We start from the raw sequence: 24,201 nt of genomic DNA, 5'->3' as shown, positions 1-24,201 counted from the left end.
TCAAGGCGCTTGCCACAGTAGTTGCAGCGCCTATGAGATCGAGCGCCGCCCGCGCGGCGCATCGCGGCTGAAGCCGCTCCTACATTTGTTGCAACGTGCCATGGCCTGATGGGCCATAGTTGTCAGCCTTGGTGGCTCGAAGAGGTTTTTCGGCTGGCACTGCTGCCGCCTCACCTGTCTTCAGTCATGCGCCAAGGCGGACAACCATGGCCTGACTGGAACGGCACGTTGCAACAAATGTAGGAGCGGCTTCAGCCGCGATGCGCCGCGCGGGCGGCGCTCGATTTACGCATCGCCACAACGCTCAAGGCATGCACTTCACGCCCACCGCGAGGACGGCCCTATCTATTCGCCAAGGCCTCCTCGACCACCTTCAGCAACGCCTCTTCGCTGAACGGCTTCCCCAGGCAAGCCCGCGCCCCGAGCCTCAGCGACATCTGCACCGCCAGGTCATCCCAATGCGCCGACATGCAGATCACCGGCAACCGCCAGCCCCGCTGCGCCAGCTCACGCTGAACCTCCAAACCTGTCAGCCCAGGCATTTTCAGGTCCAGCAGCACGCACCCCGCCATCGGTGCCGGCTCCGATGCCAACAGCTCTTCCCCCGATGCAAACAGCACCGTGCCAAACCCGGCCGAACGCAGCAGGTTGGCCAGGCTTTTGCGCACTGAAGCATCGTCGTCGACAATGCACACCCATCTGCTCATGCGGCGCCCTGGCCCTCGGCACGGGCCTCGATGAGGTTGTGCATGGCGACCAGTTCGACCAGCGAGCGGGACTGCATCTTGTTCATGATGTTCTTCTTGTGAACCTTGGTTGTCACCTCGCTGGTGCCGATGTGCCTGGCGATCTGTTTGTGCGAAAGGCCATCGACCACCAGCGAAAACACCTGGCGCTCACGCTGGGTAAGCCGCTGGTACTTCTCCTTGACCTGCCGTGCCTGCAGCCACTTGCGGCCTTGCACCAAGGCACGCGCGCGCGCAGCATCGAGCACTGCCAGCAGCTGGGCTTCGTCGAAAGGCTTGGTCAGGAACTCCACGGCGCCGGCCCGCATGGCCTGCACGGTCAGGGGGATAGTCCCGTGGCCGGTCATGAAGATGACCGGCCACGGCAGCTCGAGCCGGCGCAGGGCATCTTGCACCTCCAGGCCAGAGGCCTCGGGTAGGTTCATGTCCAGTAGCAGGCAGGCATAGGGCGTGTCGACCTGGCCTTCGAGCAGTTCCTCGGCCGAGGCATACAGCCGATGGGCGATATCTTGCGAGCGGAACAGCCGCCCCAGGGCGTTGCGCACCGACGGGTCGTCATCGACCACCAGCACCGGCACGCTTGCGATGTCGCCGACCGGCTCGATGATCTCGGCCACACCGCACAACGGCGATTTTCCCGAAGCCATGCAGGGCACGTCGAGGGTGATATCTGCGGCCAACCGATAGCCACGGCGTGGCACTGTCTGGATCAGCCCGGGGTTGCCGAAGGCCTTGCGCAACAGCGATACCTGCACTTGCAGGTTGTTGTCTTCGACCACCGTGCCAGCCCAGACCTGGCTGAACAGCTCGTCCTTGGCGACCACCCGGCCCTGGGCCCTGATCAATGTCGCCAGCACCTCGAACGCGCGGCCACCCAACGGGAGCGGCTTGCCGTCGAGAAAAGCTTCCCGCCGCTCCAGCGACACCTGGGCATTGCCTAATCGGATCATCAACGTCTCTCGCAGGCACGGGCGGATGCGCGGCCATGTGCAATGTAGGCCAGCGTCCACGTTCAAACAATTATCCCGAGGGATAGGTTGGCCTCAGGCTTTTCGTACAGAGCCTAGGATACAAGTGCCCGCCGCCCCTCTGGGTACCATAACAGTCAAGATGGTGCCCGTTCCTGCCATGCTGCCTGCAAGCGCGGAGTCTAGCTGCCTTGCTGCGTATACTCGGGCGTCAGGATGTCGTTACCAGGGGTGTTTTATGCTCGATGAACGCCTTGCGCAAAGGCCTGTCGATTACGACCAGTCGATCGATGAAAGCTGGCTGAACCGGTGCGATATCACACCCCTGGGCCAGGAAGGTGACCTCACTTACTTCCGCCTGCGTGACCCCGTCACTCGGCAAGCCTGGCTCGCCGTGCGTGCGCCGGTAGAGGCCCCGGCGGCGTGCCAACGCCTCGAACGCGACTACCGCCTGCAACTGGACCCGCAGTGGGCGGTGATTCCCTCGGCCTTCTTGCGCTCGGCCGAAGGCCCGCTGCTGGTTTACCCCCTCGGCCGCTCCATCGCCGACCTCATTGCCCATGGCCCTGCGGCTATCATGCCGTTCCTCGAGGTGGCGGTGAATGCCGCCAACGCCCTGGCGCAGGCTCACGAACGCAATGTGCTGCATGGTGCCCTGCAACCCGAGCACGTGTGCATCGAGCACCCAAGGCGTGTGCGGCTGGGTTGCTTTCGCGCCGGCAGTGCCGAACTGGTCAGCGGCCAGGATGCGCCGATCGGCAACTGGTCGTACCTGGCACCAGAGCAAATCTGCCCCCACGGCAGCAGCAGCGACCAACGCAGTGATATCTACGCCCTCGGCGCGATCCTCTACCAGCTGCTGGTGGGCGAACTGCCGCTGAGCGGGCGCGACAAACTGCACTGGCGCCAGCTGCATGCGGGTGTGCAACCACGGCCTGCCATTGAACTCGACGAAACGGTGCCGCTGCCACTCAGCCGTATTCTCGCCAAGGCGTTGGCCAAAGAACCCGACGCCCGTTACCAGAGCGCTCAGGCTTTGGCCATCGACCTCGCCCATTGCCAGCGGCAATGGGCGACAAGGAAGGCCATCGAAGACTTCGAGCCGGGCTGCGCCGACAGTGCACCCCCCAACCGAGAGCGCCTGTACGGCCGCACCGCCGAGCACAAGGTCATCGCCCTGCTGCTGAAAGCCTCGCGGCGTGACAGCACGCCTCAAGCACTGTTCATCAACGGTGCCACCGGCATGGGCAAGTCCAGCCTGGTCGAAGCCGCGCTCAAGGCAGAAGCCCACGGTTACTGGGCGGCCGGCAAGTGCAATAGCCCGGAACAGGCTGTGCCCTACGGGCCCTGGATCGAAATACTACAATCGCTGACAACTCAGTTGCTGGCGAAGAACAGCCAAGACCTCGATGCATTGGGCCGCGAGATCCTGCGCCGGATCAAAGGCCGTGGCCGGCTGCTGGGCAAGCTTGCTCCAGACCTCAAACTGGTCATCGGCCCACTGCCCGAGCTGCCGGAAAAACCCACGCGCCTGGCATTGCAGAAAGAACTGCGGGCCATCGTCGAGTTCCTCCATGTGTTCAGCCGGCCGGGGCACCCACTGGCGGTGTTTCTCGACGACATGCAGTGGGCCGACGACGCCACGCGGAACCTGTTGCTGGAGCTGTTCGCCAACCCCCCAGGCAACCTGTTGCTGATCGTCGCCCAGCGCAACGATACGCGGGGTTGCAGTGCCCCCGACAACGTCCCGACAGCTATACACAGCACTACCCTGAACCTGCGCCCGCTGCCCGTTGGCGCCGTGACGGAGCTGATCGGCGAGCGCTACCATGTGCCCCCCGAAACGGCATTGCAGGTTGCTGAGCTGGTGCACGCCAAGACCGCCGGCAACCCATTCTTCATCAATCAGATACTCACTGCGATGATCGAGGATCGGCTGTTCACCTTCGACACCCAGGCCATGCGCTGGACATGGTCGCTGGAGGCGGTGGCACGGCACCGTTATGCCGACAACGTCGCCGACCTGATGGTCCAGCGCCTGGCGCGCCTGCCTGCTGTGCAACGCGATGTGCTGCGCATCGCCAGCGCCGTGGGCAACCGCTGTGACGAGCGTTTGCTGCAGTGCCTCCTGGCCCTGCCTGCCGGGCTTGCTACCGAGCCACTCAGGGCGTTGATTGCAGCAGGCTTTCTGCAACCGGGGAAAAAGGGCCTGGCTTTCCCCCATGACCGCGTACAGGAGGCCGCTTACGAACTCACGCCAGAACCTGAGCGAGCGCCACTGCATGCGCGCATTGCGCAGGCCATGCACCACACCTGGAAAAACGAGCCACGCGACGGTGTATTCGCCATCGCCAACCAGCTGCAACGCGCCAGCCCATGGGCCTTTGCAGCGGATGACTGTGCAGCGTTCCTGCCGTTGCTGCGCGAAGCCGCACTGCGTGCGCGCGACAATGGTGCGGTTGACCAGACCGCCGGCTATCTGAACACGGCCGACCACCTGATACGCCTGAGTGCAACGCCCGACACACATGCCGAGCATGCCTTCGCCATCGCCTGCATGGCGGCCGAGTGCGACATGCAGCTGTCGCACATGCCTCAGGCTGAAGCGCGCATCATCGAATGCCGGCAACGGGCACGCGCGGCCCCGGACAAGGCCCGGGTATGCAGGCTGCAGGCCCGCTTGCACACGTTGCGCGGTGAGTATCAAGCGGGCATCGATGTGGCACTTTCGGGCCTCGAACTGCTGGGCATCACCCTGCCCCGGCGCGCCGACCAGGCTCAAGTCGAGGCCAGCTATGACCGCGTGCAAGCCCTGATCGAGCAGCAAGGTCGTCACTGCCTGGAGTCACTGCCACGCACCGATTCTGAAGAAATCAGGGTCGCGATCAGCCTGCTCGCGACCCTGTCGTCTTCTTTTTTCGTGCAGGAGGACGTCTGCTTTCTGCACCTGGCCAAGCTCATGGAGCTGTCCCTGGTCCAGGGCGTCGCGCCTGGCAGCACCTACGGCATGGCCTGGTTCGGGGTAATGATCGCCGAGCGCTTCGGTGCTTACCATGACGGGCATGCCTACTGCCTTGCGGCTTTGAAGCTGATCGAGCGGCATGGCTTCGAGACCGACCTGACCAGCGCTCTGCTCGCTCTCGACCAGGTTAGCGCCTGGACTGCACCCATGGAATTCGCCCGGCGCACCGCGTTGGAGGCGGTCGATTCAGGCCGCGTCAGCGGCGATTTGGCGATGAGCTGCTACGCCTGCAACCACCTGGTTTCAGACTCGCTGTTCATGGGCCGCTTCTTGCAGGACGTCGCCGCCGAAGTGGCGCAAGGCCTGGCCACGGTGCGCCGCGTCCACTACAGCGATGTGGAGCAGATTCTGTTAGCCCAGCAGGCATTTGTCGCCAACCTGAGTGGCACCCCCTTCGCAGGCTCGACTGTAGAGGTGAAGTCGCACACGACCCTGTTCTTCAAGCACCTGTTCAGCGGCATGTCGGCCTTTTATCTGGGTAACATCAAACAGGCGATGCACAGCCTGGCCTGCGCCGCCGAACACACTTGGGCGGCGCCTGCGCACATCAACCTGGCCGACTACCACCTGTTCCATGGGCTGACCCTGGGCAGCCCGGAAGCACCTGGCAGCCTCGCCAGCAAACTGGCCATACTGCAAACAGTGCGCGAGCGCTTCGCCGGCTGGGCAAGCTTCAACCCGGTGACCTTTCGCAACAAGCTGCTGTTGATCGAAGGCGTTATCGCCAAGCTAAACGGCGATGGCCTGGCTGCTATCCGCTGCTTCGACCAGGCGCAGATCGCGGCCACCGCAGCCGGCTTCATTCACGAGCAGGCCCTGGCCCATGAGCAACTGGCAGAGGTGTGCATCCCCAGCGGGCTGATCTCTGGCGCCAACCTGCACCTGCGCATTGCCCGCGACTGTTTTCATATCTGGGGCGCGACCGGCAAGGTGCGCCAGCTGGAGACCCTGCACCCATTCCTGCGCACGCAACCCGTGCAGGAAACCTACCGCACCGCCAGCCAGGCACGGCTGGACCTGGAAGCCGGTGTCGAGGCAGCACGGGCATTGTCCGAAGAGGTGTTGCTGGAAGGGCTGATCGAAACGCTGATGGGCCACCTGACCCAGCACTCCGGTGCCGACCACGGCGCCTTGCTGATCGTGAGCGGTGCCGAGTTTCAAATGGCGGCCCTGGCCTACATCGACGACGCTGGACTGCACGTGCGCATGGACAACTGCCAGAAGTTCCTCACCCAGGCGCCGCTGTCGATCATCAACGCCACCATGCGTACCAAGAAGCCGCTGGTGCTCAACGATGCGCTCAGCGATTGCCCGGAAGCGTTCCGCCCGGAACTGCATGCACGCCATGCGCGCTCAGTGCTTTGCCTGCCGCTGGTGATCCAGGGTGTGCTGATAGGGCTGGTTTACCTGGAAAACCGCCTGGTGCCGAACCTGTTTGGCAGCCAGCGCCTGGCCATGCTGGAGATTCTTGCGTCACAGGCGGCTGTGTCGCTGCAGACCGCCAAGTTCTATACCCGCCTGGCCGAAGACAACCAGGCCCGCGCGCAGATGGAGGCCGAGCTGCGCCGGTCGCGGGCAGAGCTGGCCAGCAGTGCGCACCTGCAGGTGATGAACGAGCTGTCGGCGTCCATCGCCCACGAAATCAGCCAGCCGTTGCTGGGCATCGCCTCCAACGCCGCTGCCAGCCTGCGCTGGCTAAAGCGTGAACAACCCGACCTGGACGAAGCCATTGCGGGCTTGGAAGACATCCGCAATGACAGCGAGCGCGCGGCCAACATCGTGCGGGCGTTGCGTTCGTTGGCCAAGCAATCGCCGCTGCAGCTCAAGGCAGTGAAGCTGGATGAGTTGATTCTCGAGGTAGTGCGGCTGACTTCAGCGGACGCCGACAAAGGCACAGTGAACGTGCAGACCCAGCTACAGGCGGGCGTGAGCGTGATGGCCGACCCGGTGCAGTTGCAGCAGCTGGTGTTCAACCTGATCACCAATGCGCTGGAGGCATTGGCGGGGTATCGCAGTGATGGGTTGCTGCGAATTTCGTCCAAGGTGCTGGCGGACAGGGTGCAGATTTGCGTGGACGATAACGGGCCGGGGATCGCGCCAGAAGACCGGGAGCGGGTGTTCGGAGCGTTCTATACCACCAAGAGCAGCGGCCTGGGGATGGGACTGGCGATCTGCGGTTCAGTGGTGCAAGCCCATGGTGGGCAGCTGCAGGCGCAGGTTTCGGAGCTGGGCGGGTGCAGGATTCGTTTTACTATGCCGATGCCCGCTGGCAACTGAATCGTTAGCCTGTCGCGGCCTCTTCGCGGGCAAGCCCGTCCCACAAGTACTCTGCATTTTCGACTATAGCGGGGTACCTGTGGGAGGCGCAGGTGTCAGATCAACGCGCGCTCAATACTGCGTAGCTGTTCATCAGGTTGCGGTAGTTGGGAATGCGCTGCGACAGTAGGTTACCCAGCCCTTCGATATCGTTGCGCCAGTCGCGGTGCAGCTCGCAGGCCACCGAGAACCAGTTCATCATTTGCGCACCCGCCTGGGTCATGCGCACCCACGCTGCCTGCTGTACGGTCTCGTTGAAGGTTCCGGAAGCATCGGTCACCACGAATACCTCGAAGCCCTCGGCCAGCGCCGACAGGGTCGGGAACGCCACGCACACATCGGTGACCACGCCAGCGATGATCAGCTGTTTGCGGCCGGTGGCCTTGATCGCCTTGACGAAATCTTCGTTGTCCCAGGCGTTGATCTGCCCGGGGCGGGCAATGTACGGCGCGTCCGGGAACATCTCCTTGAGTTCCGGCACCAGTGGGCCGTTGGGGCCTTGTTCGAAGCTGGTGGTGAGGATAGTCGGCAAGCCGAAGAACTTGGCCAGGTCGCCCAGGGCCAGCACATTGTTCTTGAATTCGTTGGGCGAGAAGTCCTGCACCAGCGAGATAAGCCCGGTCTGGTGGTCGACCAGCAGTACCACGGCATCGTCTTTGTTCAGGCGCTTGTAATCAGGTTGGCTCATGGGATGACTCCTTGGGTTGAATAGTGGACCTCGGCACTGGCCCGAAGGCTTATACCGGGGGATAAAGCCGTCTTAAGGTTTACCCGCGTCGACTGGCGCCAAGCCTTGGGTGGCTGGCCGACCAGGCGGCTGAAGGCGCGGGTGAAATGCGCCTGGTCGCAGAAGCCGCATTCAAGGCTCACGTGGGTGATCGGCGCCTCTGTGGCCAGCAGGCGCTTGGCCTTCTCCATGCGCGCCAGCAAGCGCCAGGCTTGGGGCGACAGGCCGGTGTTGACCTTGAAGGCGCGAGAGAAATGGCTGCGCGTGAGGTTGCACACACCCGCGATCTCGATGATCGACAGTGAGCTGCGCAGCATCAGTTCCTTGGCCTGGCGCAGTCGCGCGGGGGTCAGGGCACCGGGGGTATTCGGGCAGTTTTGGGGCGTCCCAGGGTTCATGGCGACTCTCCTGATCAATGCAGAAAGTTTCGCCCTCAGCAGGTGACAAAGTCCTGAGCCAAACCTGAATAGTTCTTAATTGAGCGCTGCTGGCCCCGCCGCGTTACCGATACCTTAAGATGCACTTCGTTCTCAGCTTCACGCCGCCGCAAGCGGCCAGTATTCAAGGCGAAAGAGGTATGCAGGAAAATCGCGCTCAACGCACCGTGGCCATGGTGCTGTTCAACGATGTGCTGTTGCTGGACGTCACCGGCCCCATGGATGCCTTTGCCATCGCCAACCGGTTCTTGCCTGAAGACCGGCGCTACCGGCTGGTTACCGTGGCGCAAAGCCAAGGTGCCATCCGCAGTTCATGCGGCTTGAAGGTATTGGCAGATCTACGCCTGGAAGACCTCCCCGCCAACATCGAACTGCTGCTGGTACCGGGCGGGCCTGGGGCCTATGACGTTGCCCTGCCCGAACTGGAGCGCTGGCTACCTGGGGCTGTACGGGGTGCCAAACGCTTCGGCGCCATCTGCACTGGGGTTTTTCTGCTCGCGCGGGCCGGCCTGCTCGGCGGTTATCGCTGCACTACGCACTGGAATTACGTAGAGCGCCTGGCACGCGCGTTCCCGCAAGCGAAGGTCGAGACAGAGCAGATCTACGTGGTCGACCGCGACTTGATCACCTCTGGCGGGATCACCGCAGGCATCGACCTGGCGTTGGCCATCGTCGCGGAAGATCACGGCAAGGCGCTGGCCCTGGAAGTGGCCAAGGTGCTGCTGGTGGCCCGCCATCGCCAGGGCGGGCAGACACCTTATGGGCCGCTGCTGGCAGCGGTACCGCGCGATGGCTCGGCGATCGCGCGGGTGCAGGCGTATATCGTCGACCATATCGACCAGGCCTTTACCGTGCAGAAGATGGCCGACCTGGTGGCGATGAGTGGGCGCAATTTCGCCCGAACCTTCCAGCGCGAGGTGGGCATAACGCCGTTGCAGTACCTGCAGAATGCGCGAATCGACCAGGCGCGCAAACTGCTCGAAGGCAGCGACCGTCCGTTGAAGGTGGTGGCGGCGCAGTGTGGGTTTGGCAGTGACCGGCATATGCGCAAGGTGTTCTGCGAGCGGATCGGCATGACGCCGGCGCAGTATCGAGCGCAGTTTGGTGGCGGCTGACTGTCAACCAATACAGGACAATGTTTCTCCTGCAGCGCCGATTGTTTGAAACAGCCGCAATCCCCAGAATTGTCCGCCACACTGTTCTAACGCTGCCCCGGCAGCTCATGGAGTTCGAGCCAATGCCACACGAAGGCAGCCTTCTACAAACCGCGGTGATTTTTCTGCTCGCCGCGGTCCTCGCCGTCCCCCTGGCCAAACGCCTGCAACTGGGTGCCGTGATTGGTTACCTGCTGGCCGGCGTGGCCATCGGCCCGCAAGCCCTCGGCCTGATCCGCGACACTGAAAGCGTGGCGCATATCTCCGAGCTGGGCGTGGTCCTGCTGCTGTTCATCATCGGCCTGGAATTATCCCCCAAACGCCTGTGGTTGATGCGCAAGTCGGTGTTCGGCGTGGGTACTGCGCAGGTGCTGCTGACTGGCGCACTGATCGGCGCCATCGCGCTGTTCGGCTTCGGCCAGTCGCTGCCGGCGGCCATCGTGGTCGGCCTTGGCCTGGCGTTGTCGTCCACCGCCCTGGGCTTGCAGAGCCTGGCCGAGAACAAGCAGCTCAACGCTCCACATGGCCGCCTGGCATTCGCCATTCTGCTGTTCCAGGACATCGCCGCGATCCCGCTGATTGCCCTGGTCCCGTTGCTGGCCGCCAGCGGCCCGGACACCAGCCACGGTGACAGCCTGGAGCATGGCCTGAAGGTGTTCGCCAGCATCGCTGTGGTGATCGTCGGCGGTCGCTACCTGTTGCGCCCGGTGTTCCGCATCGTCGCCCGCACCGGCCTGCCGGAAGTGTCCACCGCCACCGCGCTGCTGGTAGTGATCGGCACCGCCTGGCTGATGGAGGAAGCCGGAATTTCAATGGCTTTGGGCGCCTTCCTTGCCGGCCTGCTGCTGGCCGACTCTGAATACCGCCACGAGCTGGAGTCGCAGATCGAACCCTTCAAAGGCCTGCTGCTTGGGCTGTTCTTCATGAGCGTCGGCATGGGCGCCAACCTGAGCCTGCTGCTGGAAATGCCGCTGGTGCTGCTGGGGCTGACCTTGCTGTTAGTGGCGGTCAAACTGGTGCTGCTGGTTGGCGTCGGGCGCCTGGCCGGTGGCCTGAACAGCGCCAGCGCGCTGCGCCTGGGTATGGTGCTTGCGGCTGGCGGTGAATTCGCTTTCGTGGTGTTCAAACTGGGCAAGGACCAAGGGCTGTTCGATACCCAAACCTACGACCTGCTGTTGATGACCATCACCCTGTCTATGGCCATCACCCCGCTGTTGATGCTCGGCTGCGCCCGCGCCCTCAAGCGCCCGCAACCTGCGCCGGAGGTGCCCGAGCAGTACAAGACCATCGACGCCGGCACCCCGCGTGTGGTGATCGTCGGCATGGGCCGCATGGGGCAGATCGTGTCGCGCATCCTGCGTGCACAGAAGATCCCCTTCGTCGCCTTGGAAACTTCGGTGGACGCCATCGAGATGACTCGCATGTTCGAACAGGCCCCGGTGTTCTACGGCGACCCGCTGCGCCCCGAAGTGCTGCATGCAGCCAAGGTCGGCGAGGCCGAATACTTCGTCATCACCACCGACGACCCCGAAGTCACCACCCGCACGGCGGAACGGGTCAAGCGCCTGTACCCGCACTTGAAGGTGCTGGCCCGCGCCCGTAACCGCCAGCATGTGCACAAGCTGGTGGACGTAGGTGCCGAGCCGATTCGCGAAACGTTCTATTCGAGCCTGGAAATGACCCGTCGCGCGCTGGTCGGGCTGGGGCTGAGCAGTGAACAGGCAGCGGACCGCATCGAGCGGTTTGCCCAGCATGACGAGGAAGTGCTGGAGGCGCAGGGGCAGGTTCGTGATGACCGGGCCAAGGTGATGCAGACGGCAAAGGAAGCGCGGGTGGAGCTGGAGCGGTTGTTTGATTCGGATGCGGATTGAGGCTCGGGGCGCTCGCCGTTATTGATTTATTGTTCATGAGATCGAGCGCCGCGCGGGCGGCGCTCGATTTCAATAGCGACTTATACCTCCAGACATGCACTCGGCGCCCCAAATACTCTGAATGCTCAGAAGCATCTGACCACCCCAATAGATACTTCCTACAGTTCCGACTCGCCTAGCGACTTATCCTACAACCCGAGTCGACGCCCGTCTGATTGTCCGGGGAAAGCCTTCTCTCTAGGCTTACCAGGTCGCTGTCGGTTCAGCGATCGGGTGTGGAAACCCGGGAGGTACTATTGGATAGGCTGTCGAAATGGCAGCTGTGCGCGGGAGGTCGAAAGGCCTGCCGGGGTTCCGATAGCCTGGCTTTCCACCCCGCGTACAGCCGCCACCCTTCGCGTGGAAACGGATGGTGCCGGTCAATCACTATCGGAAATTGACTATGAAAAAGATCGTCCCCGATCCGCCCCTGCCCGCCACAGCCCACCGTGCTTTCGACCGCTGCGGTGCTGGCCATCCCCCACTCTTCTCCGTTAATCCCAACATTCCCGCCCACGATGCCCTGGTCCATGTAGCCCAATATCTGCGTGGTGCTTATGAGTCTGGTTACAAAGCCCTGGAGCACCTGGATGAAACAGGCAAAAGTCTGTTCTGGAGCAACCTTAATGCCTTAGAAATGGCTGAGGGTGTAGTCGAGGCTTTGCTGGATGGCATTGAGTCACAGCCTTTGAATTGATGCCGTCTGTGCTGGCCTCTTCGCGGGTTTACCCGCGAAGAGGCCAGCACGGCAAATAAAAAGGGCCACTGTCACCAGTGGCCCTGTAACCATGCTTGATATTCATATACACACCCTCAAGCCAGGGTGTGGAGGTCTCACCCGACGTTGATGATCCAGCCATCGACGGGGTTCCTACGCCAGCTATTGCCGCTGAATGGCAGCTTGTTTCGCGCTCACGTAAAACGCTAACAACACTTCAGGATCTAGTCAACGATGGCCCCATTGCGGAGGCCATGCATAAAGTTACTCCGTATTACTTACCAGCAGTCAACGCGTTATAGCTGGTCATCAAATTCCGATAATCCGGAATGTGGTTGGAGCACAGCGCCGCCAACCCTTCAACATCGTTGCGCCAGTCGCGATGCAGCTCGCAAGCCACACCGAACCAGGTCATTAGCTGCGCCCCTGCCTGGCTCATGCGGTCGTGGGCGGCGTCGCGGGTCATTTCGTTGAAAGTGCCGGAGGCATCGGTTACCACGAACACGTCGAACTCTTCTTCCAGCGCCGCCAGGGCCGGGAACGCGACGCATACCTCCGTCACTACACCGGCAATGATCAGTTGCTTCTTGCCGGTGGCCTTCACTGCCTTGACGAAGTCTTCGTTGTCCCAGGCATTGATCTGGCCTGGGCGGGCGATGTACGGGGCGTCGGGGAACAGGGCTTTGAGCTCCGGTACCAGCGGGCCGTTGGGGCCTTGTTCGAAGCTGGTGGTGAGGATGGTCGGCAGGTTGAAGTACTTGGCAAGGTCGGCCAGGGCCAGCACGTTGTTCTTGAACTTGTCCGGCTCGATGTCACGCACCAGCGACAGCAGGCCAGCCTGGTGGTCGACCAGCAGCACGGCAGCGTCGTCTTTGTTCAGGCGGTTGTAGGTGAATTTGCTCATGGTCTGTGCTCCTAAGGTTTATGAATTTTTCAGCAATCTGGGGTGTTTCGCGTTGATGGGCACAGATTAAAATCATCACCTCTAGAGCGGTAGACCGCGAAAATCGCCCTTAGCGTTCCACCTGGAGAACGATCATTGGAAGACCTGAACTCCCTCTACTTTTTCACCCAGGTGGTCGAGCACGGCGGCTTCGCACCGGCCGGGCGGGCGCTGGACATGCCCAAGTCGAAACTCAGCCGGCGCATCGCCGACCTTGAGGAACGCCTGGGTGTGCGCCTGCTGCACCGCACCAGCCGGCACTGCTCGCTGACCGAAATTGGCCAGGCCTATTACAACCGTTGCCTGGCCATGCGCGTTGAAGCCGAAGGCGCGGCGGAGATCATCGAGCGCAACCGCAGCGAGCCACGCGGGCTGGTGCGCATCAGCTGCCCGACCACACTGCTCAACTCCTGGGTCGGGCCGATGCTCACCCGCTACATGCTCAAATACCCGCAGGTGGAACTGTTCATCGAAAGCACCAACCGCCGCGTCGACCTGCTGCATGAAGGCTTCGACGTGGCGCTGCGCGTGCGCTTCCCGCCGCTGGAAAACACCGATATGGTCATGAAGGTGCTGAGCAACAGTACCCAGTGCCTGGTGGGCCACCCGCAATACCTGCAGCAATTGCCCAAAGGCTTCGATCCACAGCTGCTCGGCACGCTGCCCAGCGTGCACTGGGGCAGCGCCCAGCGGGAGTACCAGTGGGAGCTGTTCCAGGGTGAGGACATGAGCCGCAGCATCGTGATCCCGCACACACCGCGCATGGTCACCGACGACTTGTTCGCCCTGCGCCATTTCGTGGTCGCCGGAGTGGGCATTGCGCACTTGCCTCGGGTCGCAGTGCGCGAAGATCTGGCGGAGGGCCGGCTGGTCGAGCTGCTGCCGGAATGGCACCCGCGTTGCGGTATCGTGCACGCGATTTTCCCGTCGCGGCGCGGGTTGCTGCCCTCGGTTCGCTCGCTGATCGATCATCTGGCGGAGGAATTCGCCATCAGCGATATGGCCTGATCAGGCCCGCGCAGCCATCGCTCGGGCTTCACCTTTGAGCAGCAGATCGACCAGCAGCGCCAGCAAGACAGCACCGGCCGCCACGGCGAACAGCGTAGCGTAGTGGCCACCACTGGCGGCGAACAACGCCGAGTATGCGTACCCGGCAATCGCCTGAAAACTGGCGAACGACACGGTGGCGCGGCTCCATATCGCATTCTGCTGGGCGTGGCCCTCTACCAGTTGGTGCACCCGCGCCAACGCCAGCGGCACGATCCCTGGCGGGAACGAGCCGATCAACAGCGCGGCAGCGGCGAGCAGGCGCAAGTCCTGGCTGCCCAGCAAAACGCCCAAGGCGATCAGTTGCGCAAGCAATACCAGGCGGATGCCAGCACGGGCACCCAGATGATCGGCCAGCAACCCGTAGATCACAGGCCCGGCAATTGCGCCAAGGCCGTACAACCCCCAGATCACCCCGCCGGCGTGGGTGCCAGCGCCCAGCCCACGGCTGACATAATCCACCAGGAACATCATTGGGGCCACCAAGGCCGTGGCCATCAACGCGTATTGGCCGAATAACACCTTGATTGCAGGCGAAACACTGCCTGGCTGAGGTACAGGCCCCGCCTGCTGATGCGCGTGCTCGGCTGGCCAGCCGGCCCAGCTGCTGAGCGTGAGCAGCAACGAGAGCGCCGCGAGCCCCAGCCAGGTCTGCTGCAGGCCCTTGCCCAGCAGCCATGGCACCAGGCTGGCGGCACCGGCGATGCCCAGGCCAATGCCAAGGAAGATCGCGCCACTGGCCAGCCCGCGGCGCGCTGCCGCCACATGCGGCAGGATCGCGCTGGCCGCCAGCACCATGATTACGCCGCCCGCCACCCCCGATAGCAGCCGCCAGCCGAAGAACCACCCCACCGACAGTGGCCAGGCGCACGCCAGGAACGCCAGGCTGACCAGGACCATCATGCCGCGCAGCACCGCCCGGCTGGACCAGCGCGCCGCCAGCGGCCTGCCCAGCAGCGCGCCTATCAGATAACCCGCCAGGTTGGCCGCCCCCAGGTAGACCACCGCCGAGCTGGCGAACCAGTGCGCATCGATCAGTGCCGGGATCAGCGGTGTATAGGCGAAGCGTGCCAGCCCGATACCGACAAGGCTGGCACACAGCCCGCCCCAGATAGGCAACCAGGGTGCACGTTGAGTCGAAATATTCATGATCTGCCCTCGCGCCGGCTGGGGCGCTTGTTTGTAAGGATGGGAAGAGCATAAAGTCGATTCTCGATGAAATAACGCAGCGATTTCTCAGCACTGCCCTGCATTTTTGCATCACCGAGGACACCCGCGATGAATTGGGACGACACCCGCGTTTTTTTGGCCCTGTGCCGCGAGCAGACCTTGCGCGCCGCTGCCCGCAGCTTGGGCGTGGACCAGGCAACGGTGGGCAGAAGGCTCGGGTCGCTGGAGAACGCACTGAACGCCACCTTGTTCCTGCGCACCTCCAGTGGTTACGCACTGACCAGTGCCGGGGAGGTCGCGATGCACGCCGCGCTGGAGATGGAGGCTGCCGCCGCAGGTCTGCAGCGGCAGATCCTTGGCCTGGATGAGCGCTTGAGCGGTGTGGTGCGGGTCACCACCACCGACTCGTTCGCCATGGATTTCATCATCCCGGCCGTCGCCAGCCTGCGCTTGACGCATCCGGGTGTCGAAGTCCAGCTACAGGCCTCGACGCAGATGCTCAACCTCACTAAACGCGAGGCGGATATCGCCGTACGCACGCACAAACCCGACAACCCCGAACTGGTGGTGCGCCGCCTGGCGCGCTGGCAAAGCGGGCTGTTTGCCTCAGCCGCCTACCTCGAGCGCTGTGGTGCGCCGGTACCGGGCAGCGGCTTCGCCGGGCATGAGCTGGTGCTATACCAACCCTACCTGGACAGCGGCAAGGAGGTGACCCTGGCCGGCGAGCCCATCGCTCAGGGCCGGGTCGCCCTGACCTGCACCTCGGGGTTGATGGTGCGCCGGGCCCTGGCCAGCGGTATCGGGCTCGGTGAGTTGCCGCTGCCGCTGGGCGAGCGGGACGGCTTGCGCAAGGTATGGCCGCAGGGCAAGCCATACGATATCTGGCTGGTCACCCACCAGGATGTCAGGCACACAGCCCGGGTGCGGGTGGTGATCGAAGCGATTGCACAGGCGTTCTCGAACTGACCCAGCACACCCTTACAAGACCCTGGCCTGTTCTTGCTCCACAGTCCGGCATCATCCACCCCGGAGCCCCCATGATCCGCGCCACTCACGGGCCAGGCCGCGCCCTGCTCGCCACCCTCGCCCTCTGCCCGGCCTTCGGCCAGGCGCAGGAACCCGGCTGGTCGCTGCTCAGCCGCAACTACTTCCTGCACAGCGACTTCCGCTCCCCTTCCGGCAGCGGTCAGAACTACCGCCAGGAATGGGCTCAGGGCTTCATCGGCGAAATTCGCTCCGGTTTTACCGAAGGCACCGTCGGTGTCGGCATCGACGCCCATGGTTTTCTCGGCCTCAAGCTCGACGGCGGCCGCGGCCATGCCGGTACCGGCCTGCTGCCCCGCGACAGCGATGGTCGCGCCGAGTCCGACTATTCCAGCGCTGGCGCCGCCTTGAAGCTGCGTATGGGCAACACCCAGTTGCATTACGGCGAGATGACCGTCGAAACCCCGGTGTTCGACACCGCTGACAAACGCCTGCACCCGGAGTACGCCACCGGCTGGCTGCTGGAAAACACCGACCTGCCTGACTGGCGCCTGCAAGCAGGGCGCTTCACCGCGTTCAACAACCAGGACAACAGCTCGACCCACGACGACTTCACAGGCTATGGCGCCACTACCCATGGCCGCACCATCAGCCTGGCCGGCGCGACCTTTGCCCCCGCTGGCCCGTTCGGCGGTGCACTGTACGCAGGGCAGCTGCAGGACACCTGGCGCCAGGCCTACCTCAACGTAAACCTGGCCGAGGGTAACTGGCGCTTTGACGGCAACCTGTACCAGACCCGCGACACCGGCAGCGCCAGTGCCGGCGCCATCGACACCCTCGCCTACAGCCTGTCGGGCAAGTACCGCCTTGGTGCCCAGGCCGTGACCCTGGCCTATCAGAAGATCGAAGGCGACACGCCATTCGACTTCGTCGGCGGCGACTCGATCTACCTTGCCAACTCGATCAAGTACGCCGACTTCAACGGCCCCGGCGAACGCTCGTGGCAACTGCGCTACGACCTCGACCTCGCCACCCTTGGCGTGCCTGGCCTGAGCCTGATGGGCCGCTACGTCAGCGGCAGCGCCATCGATGGTACGCATGCCCCGGCGGGCGGCGCTTACGCTGGCCAGCAAGGCAAAGGCGGGCGTCACTGGGAGCGCGACATCGACCTCAAGTACGTGGTGCAGTCGGGGGCCGCCAAGGACCTCAGCCTGTCGTTCTCCCACGTCAGCCATCGCGCCAATCAGGCGCAGGCGGGCGACGACATCGACCGCATCTACCTGATCATCGAGTACCCGCTCAAGGTCAGCTTCTGACACGGCCCGCCCCCCACAGGCTGGGGTGCGAAGAGGCCAGTGATGAGCGCACAAAAAAGGGGGCCCAATAACGGGCCCCCTTCACATCAGGTCAGCTTAGAAAGCGAAACACGAACACCCCAGCGCGCCCCAGAAACCCTGGTAGTCATTCACCGGCACACTCGAATGCCGCGCCTTCTCATGGCTGTGTGCGTGCACGCCACACGGCCCACTGCACTGGTGCACCGCTGCGGCCAACGATGGCGTACCGACGCGCCAGTGTCCCGGCACCTTGGCCACCGGCGACCATTCCGGCAGGACCGGCACCTGAGGTGGGCCAAGCCTGTCAAACTCGCCAGCGCCGTACACGACCTTGCCATCAACGATGGTCAGCACCGACTCGATCCCCTTGATCGCCTCTTCATCCACGCTGAAGAAGTCCAGCGACAGTGCCGCCAGGTCGGCCAGCTGGCCTACCTTGATCTGGCCTTTTTTGCCCTGCTCGCTGGAGAACCAGGCACTGCCTTGGGTGAACAGCTGCAATGCGGTGTCGCGGTCCAAACCTTCGGGGTACAGCTCCATGCCGCCCACGGTCTTGCCGCTGACCAACCAGTACAGCGAGGTCCAAGGGTTGTAGCTGGACACGCGGGTGGCGTCAGTGCCGGCACCGACCGGCACGCCCATCTCGAGCATGCGCTTGATGGGCGGGGTCTGCTCTGCAGCCTTGGAGCCATAACGGTCAACAAAGTATTCGCCTTGGAAGGCCATGCGGTCCTGAATGGCGATACCGCCGCCCAGCGCACGTACACGCTCAATGTTCTGCGGGGTGATGGTTTCGGCGTGATCGAAGAACCACGGCAGGCCATTGAACGGGATGTCGCGATTGACCTTCTCGAACACGTCTAGCATGCGCGTGATCGATTCGTTGTAGGTGGCGTGCAGGCGGAACGGCCAGCGCTGCTCGACCAGATGGCGCACCACCGGCTCCAGCTCTTCTTCCATGGTTTGCGGCAGGTCCGGGCGCGGCTCGAGGAAGTCTTCGAAGTCGGCAGCGGAGAACACCAGCATCTCACCAGCGCCGTTATGACGCAGGAAGTCGGTGCCGCTGTGCAGCTTGACGCTGGAGGTCCACTTCTTGAAGTCGTCCAGCTCTTCCTTGGGCTTCTGGGTGAACAGGTTGTAGGCAATGCGCACGGTCAGCTGGTTGTTGTCGGCCAGCTCCTGGATCACCGAGTAGTCGTCGGGGAAGTTCTGGTAGCCGCCGCCGGCATCGATGGCACTGGTCAGGCCCAGGCGGTTCAGTTCACGCATGAACTGGCGGGTGGAGTTGACCTGGTATTCCAGCGGCAACTTCGGCCCCTTGGCCAGGGTTGCGTAGAGGATCATCGCGTTGGGGCGGGCGATGAGCATGCCGGTGGGGTTGCCGAATTTGTCGCGCTGGATCTCGCCACCCGGCGGGTTTGGCGTTTCCTTGTTGTAGCCCACAGCCTTGAGCGCGGCGCGGTTGAGCAGCGCGCGGTCGTACAGGTGCAGCAGGAACACCGGGGTGTCGGGCGCGGCCTGGTTGATTTCTTCCAGGGTAGGCATGCGTTTTTCGGCGAACTGGAACTCGTTCCAGCCACCGACCACCCGCACCCACTGCGGGGTTGGCGTACGCGCAGCCTGGTCCTTGAGCATGCGCAGGGCATCGGCCACCGACGGCACGCCTTCCCAGCGCAGTTCCAGGTTGTAGTTCAGACCGCCGCGGATCAGGTGCAGGTGCGAGTCGTTCAGGCCTGGGATTACCGTGCGCTGCTTGAGGTCGATGATCTGCGTGGCAGCACCCTTGTGGGCCATGGCCTCGGCGTCGTTGCCCACGGCAATGAAGCGGCCGTCTTTGATGGCGACAGCGGTCGCGGTGGGCTTTTCGCGGTCAACGGTGTGCAGCTTGCCGTTGAACAGAATCAGGTCGGCGGTCATGGAACCTCCTTGAGTGGATGCGTGGGCGGAACCGGCGGAGCCGGTGAAGGGCAATGCGGACCAGAGCGCGCCAGCGGCACCGAGCACAGTGCTGGCGGCGAGGAACTGGCGACGGCTCTTGTCGTTGGCGTCCTGGGACATGGTCTTCTCCGTCTGGGTGCGGCGGCGGCAACTGCGGAGCATGCCGCTTCAGGCCTGGCTAGGGATTGCATGGATGTGCGGTGGGTTGAAGAAGGTTAGCCCTGTTCACATTTTGTGCTGGCAGGGCCGGCCTCCTCGCCGGCAAGCCGGCTCCCACAGGCACCGCACAGGGCTTGGAGCCGATGCGGTCGAGGTAGGAGCCGGCTTGCCGGCGATGGGCCGCAACGCGGCCCCAGCCTGCTCAGAGTTTCAAAACCGCCAGCAGGTCTTCTCTCAGCCACGCAGCCAGTTGGCACAGCGCCGCGTTACCCACGGCATGATGAAGAACACCACAGGCAGGATGACGAACAGGTTGACGATCAGGTTGCCGATCACCACCCCGCCCAACTGCGGGAAGCGTGCGAACAGCGGCGCCAGCAGCTGCGGAATGATCATGGTCATTGGGCAGATCACCAGGTAGGTCAGCAATGCCTGCTTCCAGCGCGGCGGTTGCGCGGCGTTGGCACTTGGCGGGGTGAACCAGAACTCTGGGTCGTCGTGCACCTGGGTGTGGTCGCCGCCTTCGAGCAGCGGCAGCACTTCGTTTACCAGCGCCTGGCGCTCAGCGGAATTGACCCAGGCCTGCAGCAGGCTGGCATCGGCGAAGCGCACCACGGTGGTGAAATGCAGCCCACCGTCGTCCGGGCGGATCACGTTGACATCGAGGTGCCCCGGCTGGCGCCGAGCGGTGCTGACCGTGCGCTTTAGCCAGGCTTCGTAGCCGGCCAGCGACGCGGCACGGACCTTGTGCTGAATGACCAGGGTCACCACGTTGCGGTTGTCTTGGAATGCGGTGTTCATCGGCGTTCCTTGGGATGAGCTTGCCCGCATCCACTGTGCAACGGCGGACGGGCGGAGGATTGGATGGTTGTGCTGCCCTGCTCGGGCACCGACTGACGGTGCCCTGGGCGGGCCGGCTTACTTGCCGGCGTTGAAGGCGTTGTAGCTGGTCATCAGGTTGCGGTAGTCCGGGATGTGGTTGGAGCACAGCGCGGCCAGGCCTTCGATATCGTTGCGCCAGTCGCGGTGCAGCTCACAGGCCACGCCGAACCAGGTCATCAGCTGCGCACCGGCACGGCTCATGCGGTCGTGGGCGGCGTCGCGGGTCATGGCGTTGAAGGTGCCGGAGGCATCGGTCACCACGAACACCTCGAACTCTTCTTCCAGGGCAGCCAGGGCCGGGAAGGCGACACACACTTCGGTGACCACGCCGGCGATGATCAGCTGCTTCTTGCCGGTGGCCTTCACGGCCTTGACGAAGTCTTCGTTGTCCCAGGCGTTGATCTGGCCTGGGCGGGCGATGTACGGGGCGTCGGGGAACAGCGCTTTGAGCTCCGGTACCAGCGGGCCATTCGGGCCTTGCTCGAAGCTGGTGGTGAGAATGGTGGGCAGGTTGAAGAACTTGGCAAGGTCGGCCAGCGCCAGCACGTTGTTCTTGAACGCGTCCGGCTCGATGTCGCGCACCAGGGACAGCAGGCCAGCCTGGTGGTCGACCAGCAGAACGGCGGCGTCGTCTTTGTTCAGGCGGTTGTATTTGAAGTTGGTCATGGTCGTAGCTCCTAAGGGTTTTGATTTTCAGTAAGTTGGGTGTTTCGCGCTGATGGGAGAAGATTAAAAGCTTCACCTTTGGAGCGGTAGATAGCGGTTTTTGGCTTTAGCGTTCTGTTTAGTGAACGATGAGTTGGCAAAGCCGGCGCAGTACCTGTGAGAGCGGTAATGCCCGCGAAGAAGCCAGCACAGACAGCCATTGCCTGCCCGCCCAACCTGCTCTATTACTACCCACAGCCCTCCCCTCACCCCCGAGACCACCATGCTGGCTTTAATCCAGTCGTCCCCGCTGTTGCTCGGTTGCGCCCTGATCCTGCTCGACCTTGTGCTTTGGCAACTCATCCCTGTTCAGCGCAGGGCATGGCGTATCGGCGCAAGGCTGGCGATCTTCCTGCTGTTCAGCTGGGTGCTGGTGGCTGCCGGGATGAGCCCGCTGCAACCGCCGCCCTGGGTCGACGACGTGTCGCGCAACCTGATGGCCACGGTGCTGGCGATCGGCTGGTGGTTATTTGGTGCGCGCACGGTGACGGTGGTGTTCGGCCTGCTGCTGGTGGCGCGCGGCAGCCATGGCGGGCGGTTGCTGCAGGATGTGTTGGGGGCGTTGATTTTTCTGGCGGCGGTGGTGGCCGCTGCCGGCTATGTGATGCAACTGCCGGTGAAGGGCCTGCTGGCCACCTCGGGGGTAATGGCCATCGTCATTGGCTTGGCGCTGCAAAGCACCTTGGCCGACGTGTTCAGCGGCATCGTGCTGAACACCACGCGGCCGTACCAGATCGGCGATGCGATCTCCATCGACGGCACCGAAGGCAAAGTGCTGGATATCGACTGGCGCGCCACCCGCCTGCTTACCGGCTCAGGCAGCCTGGCAGTGATCCCCAACTCGGTGGCGGCCAAGGCCAAGTTGCTCAACCACAGCCGCCCGGCCGATGTGCATGGGGTGTCGATCAGCGTGGTGGTGCCAGCCAAGGTACGGCCGAAGCGGGTTTTCGATGCGCTGGAAAAAGCCTTGCAAGGCACCCGCGCGATTCTGGCATCACCCAAGCCGAAGGTGACGGTGAAGGCTTCGAGCCTGGAATCGGTGGAGTACGAAGCCAGCGGCTTTGTCGCCGACATGGGCGGCAAGACCGAGGCACGCAACCAGCTGTTCGACCTCGCCCACCGGCACCTGGAGGCCAGCGGCGTGATGTGGAACGTCGACCTGGCCCTTCCACCGCGCAGCCGCCAGCGTGAAGTACTGGACGAAGTGCGGGTGTTCCGCTCGCTGAGCGACGAGGAGCGCGACGCCCTGAGCCAGCGCATGACCGCGGTGGAGTATCTGGCGGACCAGGTGATTCTCGGCGTGGGCGAGCTGTCCGATTACTTGCTGGTGATTGGCAGCGGCGTGGTGTCGGCGTCTGTACGTGATGGCGACAAGCTGCTGGAGGCCGGGCGCATGGGGCCGGGTGAAGTGCTGGGGATCGAGGGCATCATCGACGAGGATGACTCGTTTGCCGAGTTCCGTACCTTGACCAGTTGCGTGCTGTACCGCATCGACAAGGAGCAGGTGCGCAGCTGCCTGGTGCAGCGCGGTGAGGTGCAGGCGGCGTTGACCAAGTTGCAGCGGTTCAGGCGCCAAAGCCGGGAATCGCTATTGCTGCAGAAGCCGACCCTGATCAAGAAGGGTGGCTTCCTCAGTTGGTTGCACAAGTAATCGGTTTGTCTTTACTGGCCTCTTCGCGGGGCAAGCCCGCTCCCACAGGCACGCCACAGGACCCTGTGGGAGCGGGCTTGCCCCGCGAAGAGGCCAGTGGTTACAACACCACTCTCAAGCACTGCCCCGCGTGATACAGCGAAAACCCTGACTCGTAGAACGCCGTGCGCAACGACGGCGCACTCACCCCGGTCATCGGCGAGAACGGGATCGGCAGGCTGTCCGCCTCACCCTTGAGCAGAAACTCGGCAAACGCACGGCCGATCACCGTGCCGGTGGTATTACCCCGGCCGTTGTAGCCGGTGACCGCGACCAACCCAGGCGCCGGTTCGAACAGGCGCATCAGGTGGTCGGGGGTGAAGTCGATGCAACCGGTCCAGTGCATTTCCCACTCGACCTTGCCCAGCTGCGGGTAGTAATGGCTCTGTATGCGGTCAGCCCAGCTGCGCACGAACCACGCCGGCTTGTTGTCAACCCGGCCGAGGCTGCCGAGCAGCAGGCGACCCTGATCGTCGCGGCGGATGCTGCTGAGTACGGTGCGGGTGTCCCACGAGCCTTGGCCATGTGGCAGGACCTTGTCGGCAGCAGCACCGTGCAGCGGCTTGGAGGCGACCTGGTAGTAGTAACCACGGAAGAACTGCTTCTGCAGGTTGCTCCAATCGCCTTCGGTGTAGGCGCCGGTGGAGATCACCACCTTCTCGGCGCACACCGAGCCGCGGGCAGTCTTGACCCGCCACGCGTCGCCATCGCGCTCCAGGCCTTCGACGGCCGATTGCTGGAACAGCTTGCCGCCCAGGCGTGCAACCGCCGCGGCCAGGCCCTGGGTATAGCCCATGGGGTTGATGGTGCCGGCGCGGCGGTCAAGCAGCGCGGCGGAAATCTTGTCGGTACCGCAGTATTCCTGGCACTGGGCGCCGGTCAGCAACTGCACATCGGCGCCGCGTCGGCTCCATTGCTCATGGCGCGCTTGGAGGTCGGCGATGCCGGTGGCGTTGTGCGCCATGTGCAGGGTGCCTTTGTGCTGCGCCTGGCAAGCGATGCCAAGGCGTTCGATCATGGCGAAGACTTCGCCGGGCGCCTCGCCGAGCACCTTGTTCAAGCGGCTGCCCTGCTTCTGGCCCAACGTTGCCTCGACATCGTCGGGGCGTATCCAGGTGCCGGCGTTGACCAGGCCGACGTTGCGTCCGGAGCCACCGTGGCCGATCTTCCAGGCCTCCAGCAGGATCACCGACTTGCCCTGTTCGAGCAGGTGGATGGCCGCCGACAGGCCGGTAATGCCGCCGCCGATGACGCAGACATCGGCCTTGTGCTCACCGGCCAGGGCCTGGGCGGCGACGGTCGGTTGGCTGACGTGTTCCCACAAGCATTGTTGACGCAGTTCGGACAT

Annotated in this window: 18 protein-coding genes; 8 read left to right on the top strand and 10 right to left on the bottom strand. The window is 63.6% G+C overall.

Annotation, left to right across the window (positions count from 1 at the left end):
* Window positions 1-341 precede the first annotated feature (341 nt).
* Both ACFY68_RS03830 and ACFY68_RS03825 read right to left on the bottom strand, forming a co-directional pair.
* Window positions 342-707, bottom strand: coding sequence for a response regulator transcription factor (locus tag ACFY68_RS03830; RefSeq protein WP_387523417.1), 366 nt, complete (start codon window positions 705-707; stop codon window positions 342-344).
* Window positions 704-1,696, bottom strand: a complete 993-nt coding sequence (locus ACFY68_RS03825) for a response regulator (protein ID WP_387523414.1) — start codon at window positions 1,694-1,696, stop codon at window positions 704-706. The genes ACFY68_RS03830 and ACFY68_RS03825 overlap by 4 nt, the downstream gene beginning before the upstream one ends.
* A 256-nt stretch (window positions 1,697-1,952) precedes the next feature.
* On the opposite strand from ACFY68_RS03825, the gene ACFY68_RS03820 reads away from it, so the two are divergent.
* Window positions 1,953-7,013 carry an AAA family ATPase gene (locus ACFY68_RS03820; protein ID WP_387523411.1) on the top strand — a complete coding sequence of 1,687 codons (5,061 nt, stop codon included), beginning with the start codon at window positions 1,953-1,955 and terminating at the stop codon, window positions 7,011-7,013.
* 100 nt (window positions 7,014-7,113) lie between these two features.
* Here the strand turns inward: ACFY68_RS03820 and ycaC (ACFY68_RS03815) are convergent, their stop codons facing one another.
* Together ycaC (ACFY68_RS03815) and ACFY68_RS03810 are read right to left on the bottom strand one after the other, a co-directional pair.
* Window positions 7,114-7,740: an isochorismate family cysteine hydrolase YcaC gene (ycaC, locus tag ACFY68_RS03815; protein ID WP_033702238.1), complete on the bottom strand. Its 627-nt coding sequence runs from the start codon at window positions 7,738-7,740 to the stop codon at window positions 7,114-7,116.
* A complete protein-coding gene (locus ACFY68_RS03810; RefSeq protein ID WP_387523408.1) occupies window positions 7,737-8,177 on the bottom strand; it encodes a helix-turn-helix domain-containing protein in 441 nt (146 codons plus the stop codon). Before ACFY68_RS03810 ends, ycaC (ACFY68_RS03815) begins: the two co-directional genes overlap by 4 nt.
* Window positions 8,178-8,356: 179 nt before the next feature.
* Here ACFY68_RS03810 and ACFY68_RS03805 point away from each other — a divergent pair, with 179 nt between their 5' ends.
* The 3 genes from ACFY68_RS03805 to ACFY68_RS03795 all read left to right on the top strand — a co-directional run bounded on the left by ACFY68_RS03805 (window position 8,357) and on the right by ACFY68_RS03795 (window position 11,977).
* Window positions 8,357-9,331: a GlxA family transcriptional regulator gene (locus tag ACFY68_RS03805; RefSeq protein ID WP_387523405.1), complete on the top strand. Its 975-nt coding sequence runs from the start codon at window positions 8,357-8,359 to the stop codon at window positions 9,329-9,331.
* A gap of 122 nt (window positions 9,332-9,453) precedes the next feature.
* On the top strand, window positions 9,454-11,241 hold the full coding sequence (locus ACFY68_RS03800) for a monovalent cation:proton antiporter-2 (CPA2) family protein (protein ID WP_387523402.1): 1,788 nt from the start codon (window positions 9,454-9,456) through the stop codon (window positions 11,239-11,241).
* A 442-nt stretch (window positions 11,242-11,683) separates the two neighbouring features.
* Entirely contained in the window at window positions 11,684-11,977 is a 294-nt protein-coding gene (locus ACFY68_RS03795) for a DUF3077 domain-containing protein (RefSeq protein WP_387523400.1), read from the top strand.
* Between the two features lie 295 nt (window positions 11,978-12,272).
* Here the strand turns inward: ACFY68_RS03795 and ycaC (ACFY68_RS03790) are convergent, their stop codons facing one another.
* Window positions 12,273-12,902, bottom strand: a complete 630-nt coding sequence (gene ycaC / locus ACFY68_RS03790) for an isochorismate family cysteine hydrolase YcaC (protein ID WP_387523397.1) — start codon at window positions 12,900-12,902, stop codon at window positions 12,273-12,275.
* A gap of 135 nt (window positions 12,903-13,037) precedes the next feature.
* Here ycaC (ACFY68_RS03790) and ACFY68_RS03785 point away from each other — a divergent pair, with 135 nt between their 5' ends.
* The gene (locus ACFY68_RS03785; RefSeq protein WP_387523394.1) at window positions 13,038-13,949 is read left to right on the top strand and encodes a LysR substrate-binding domain-containing protein; all 912 of its coding nucleotides are present in this window, start codon (window positions 13,038-13,040) and stop codon (window positions 13,947-13,949) included.
* Here the strand turns inward: ACFY68_RS03785 and ACFY68_RS03780 are convergent, their stop codons facing one another.
* Window positions 13,950-15,137 (bottom strand): YbfB/YjiJ family MFS transporter, encoded by a 1,188-nt coding sequence (locus tag ACFY68_RS03780; RefSeq protein WP_387523391.1) that lies wholly within the window; start codon window positions 15,135-15,137, stop codon window positions 13,950-13,952. It lies immediately after the preceding gene.
* Between the two features lie 129 nt (window positions 15,138-15,266).
* Between ACFY68_RS03780 and ACFY68_RS03775 the strand changes: the two genes are divergently transcribed.
* Window positions 15,267-16,124 (top strand): LysR family transcriptional regulator, encoded by an 858-nt coding sequence (locus tag ACFY68_RS03775; protein ID WP_346612617.1) that lies wholly within the window; start codon window positions 15,267-15,269, stop codon window positions 16,122-16,124.
* A 71-nt stretch (window positions 16,125-16,195) separates the two neighbouring features.
* A complete protein-coding gene (locus ACFY68_RS03770; protein ID WP_387523388.1) occupies window positions 16,196-17,458 on the top strand; it encodes an OprD family porin in 1,263 nt (420 codons plus the stop codon).
* A 96-nt stretch (window positions 17,459-17,554) separates the two neighbouring features.
* On the opposite strand, the gene ACFY68_RS03765 is transcribed toward ACFY68_RS03770, so the two are convergent.
* The 3 genes from ACFY68_RS03765 to ycaC (ACFY68_RS03755) form a co-directional block, all read right to left on the bottom strand.
* Window positions 17,555-19,396, bottom strand: a complete 1,842-nt coding sequence (locus ACFY68_RS03765; protein WP_387523802.1) for an amidohydrolase — start codon at window positions 19,394-19,396, stop codon at window positions 17,555-17,557.
* Window positions 19,397-19,810: 414 nt separating this feature from the next.
* The gene (locus tag ACFY68_RS03760) at window positions 19,811-20,377 is read right to left on the bottom strand and encodes an antibiotic biosynthesis monooxygenase (protein WP_387523385.1); all 567 of its coding nucleotides are present in this window, start codon (window positions 20,375-20,377) and stop codon (window positions 19,811-19,813) included.
* A 117-nt stretch (window positions 20,378-20,494) separates the two neighbouring features.
* Entirely contained in the window at window positions 20,495-21,124 is a 630-nt protein-coding gene (gene ycaC, locus ACFY68_RS03755) for an isochorismate family cysteine hydrolase YcaC (protein WP_346612620.1), read from the bottom strand.
* A 262-nt stretch (window positions 21,125-21,386) separates the two neighbouring features.
* Between ycaC (ACFY68_RS03755) and ACFY68_RS03750 the strand changes: the two genes are divergently transcribed.
* Window positions 21,387-22,814: a mechanosensitive ion channel domain-containing protein gene (locus ACFY68_RS03750; protein WP_387523382.1), complete on the top strand. Its 1,428-nt coding sequence runs from the start codon at window positions 21,387-21,389 to the stop codon at window positions 22,812-22,814.
* A 100-nt stretch (window positions 22,815-22,914) separates the two neighbouring features.
* On the opposite strand, the gene ACFY68_RS03745 is transcribed toward ACFY68_RS03750, so the two are convergent.
* A complete protein-coding gene (locus ACFY68_RS03745; protein WP_387523379.1) occupies window positions 22,915-24,201 on the bottom strand; it encodes an NAD(P)/FAD-dependent oxidoreductase in 1,287 nt (428 codons plus the stop codon).

Source organism: Pseudomonas sp. NPDC012596, from assembly GCF_042902325.1.
In the GTDB taxonomy this organism is placed as follows: Bacteria; Pseudomonadota; Gammaproteobacteria; order Pseudomonadales; family Pseudomonadaceae; genus Aquipseudomonas.
Note: the sequence above shows the minus strand (reverse complement) of the source record. Positions and strands in the feature narration are given on the sequence as shown.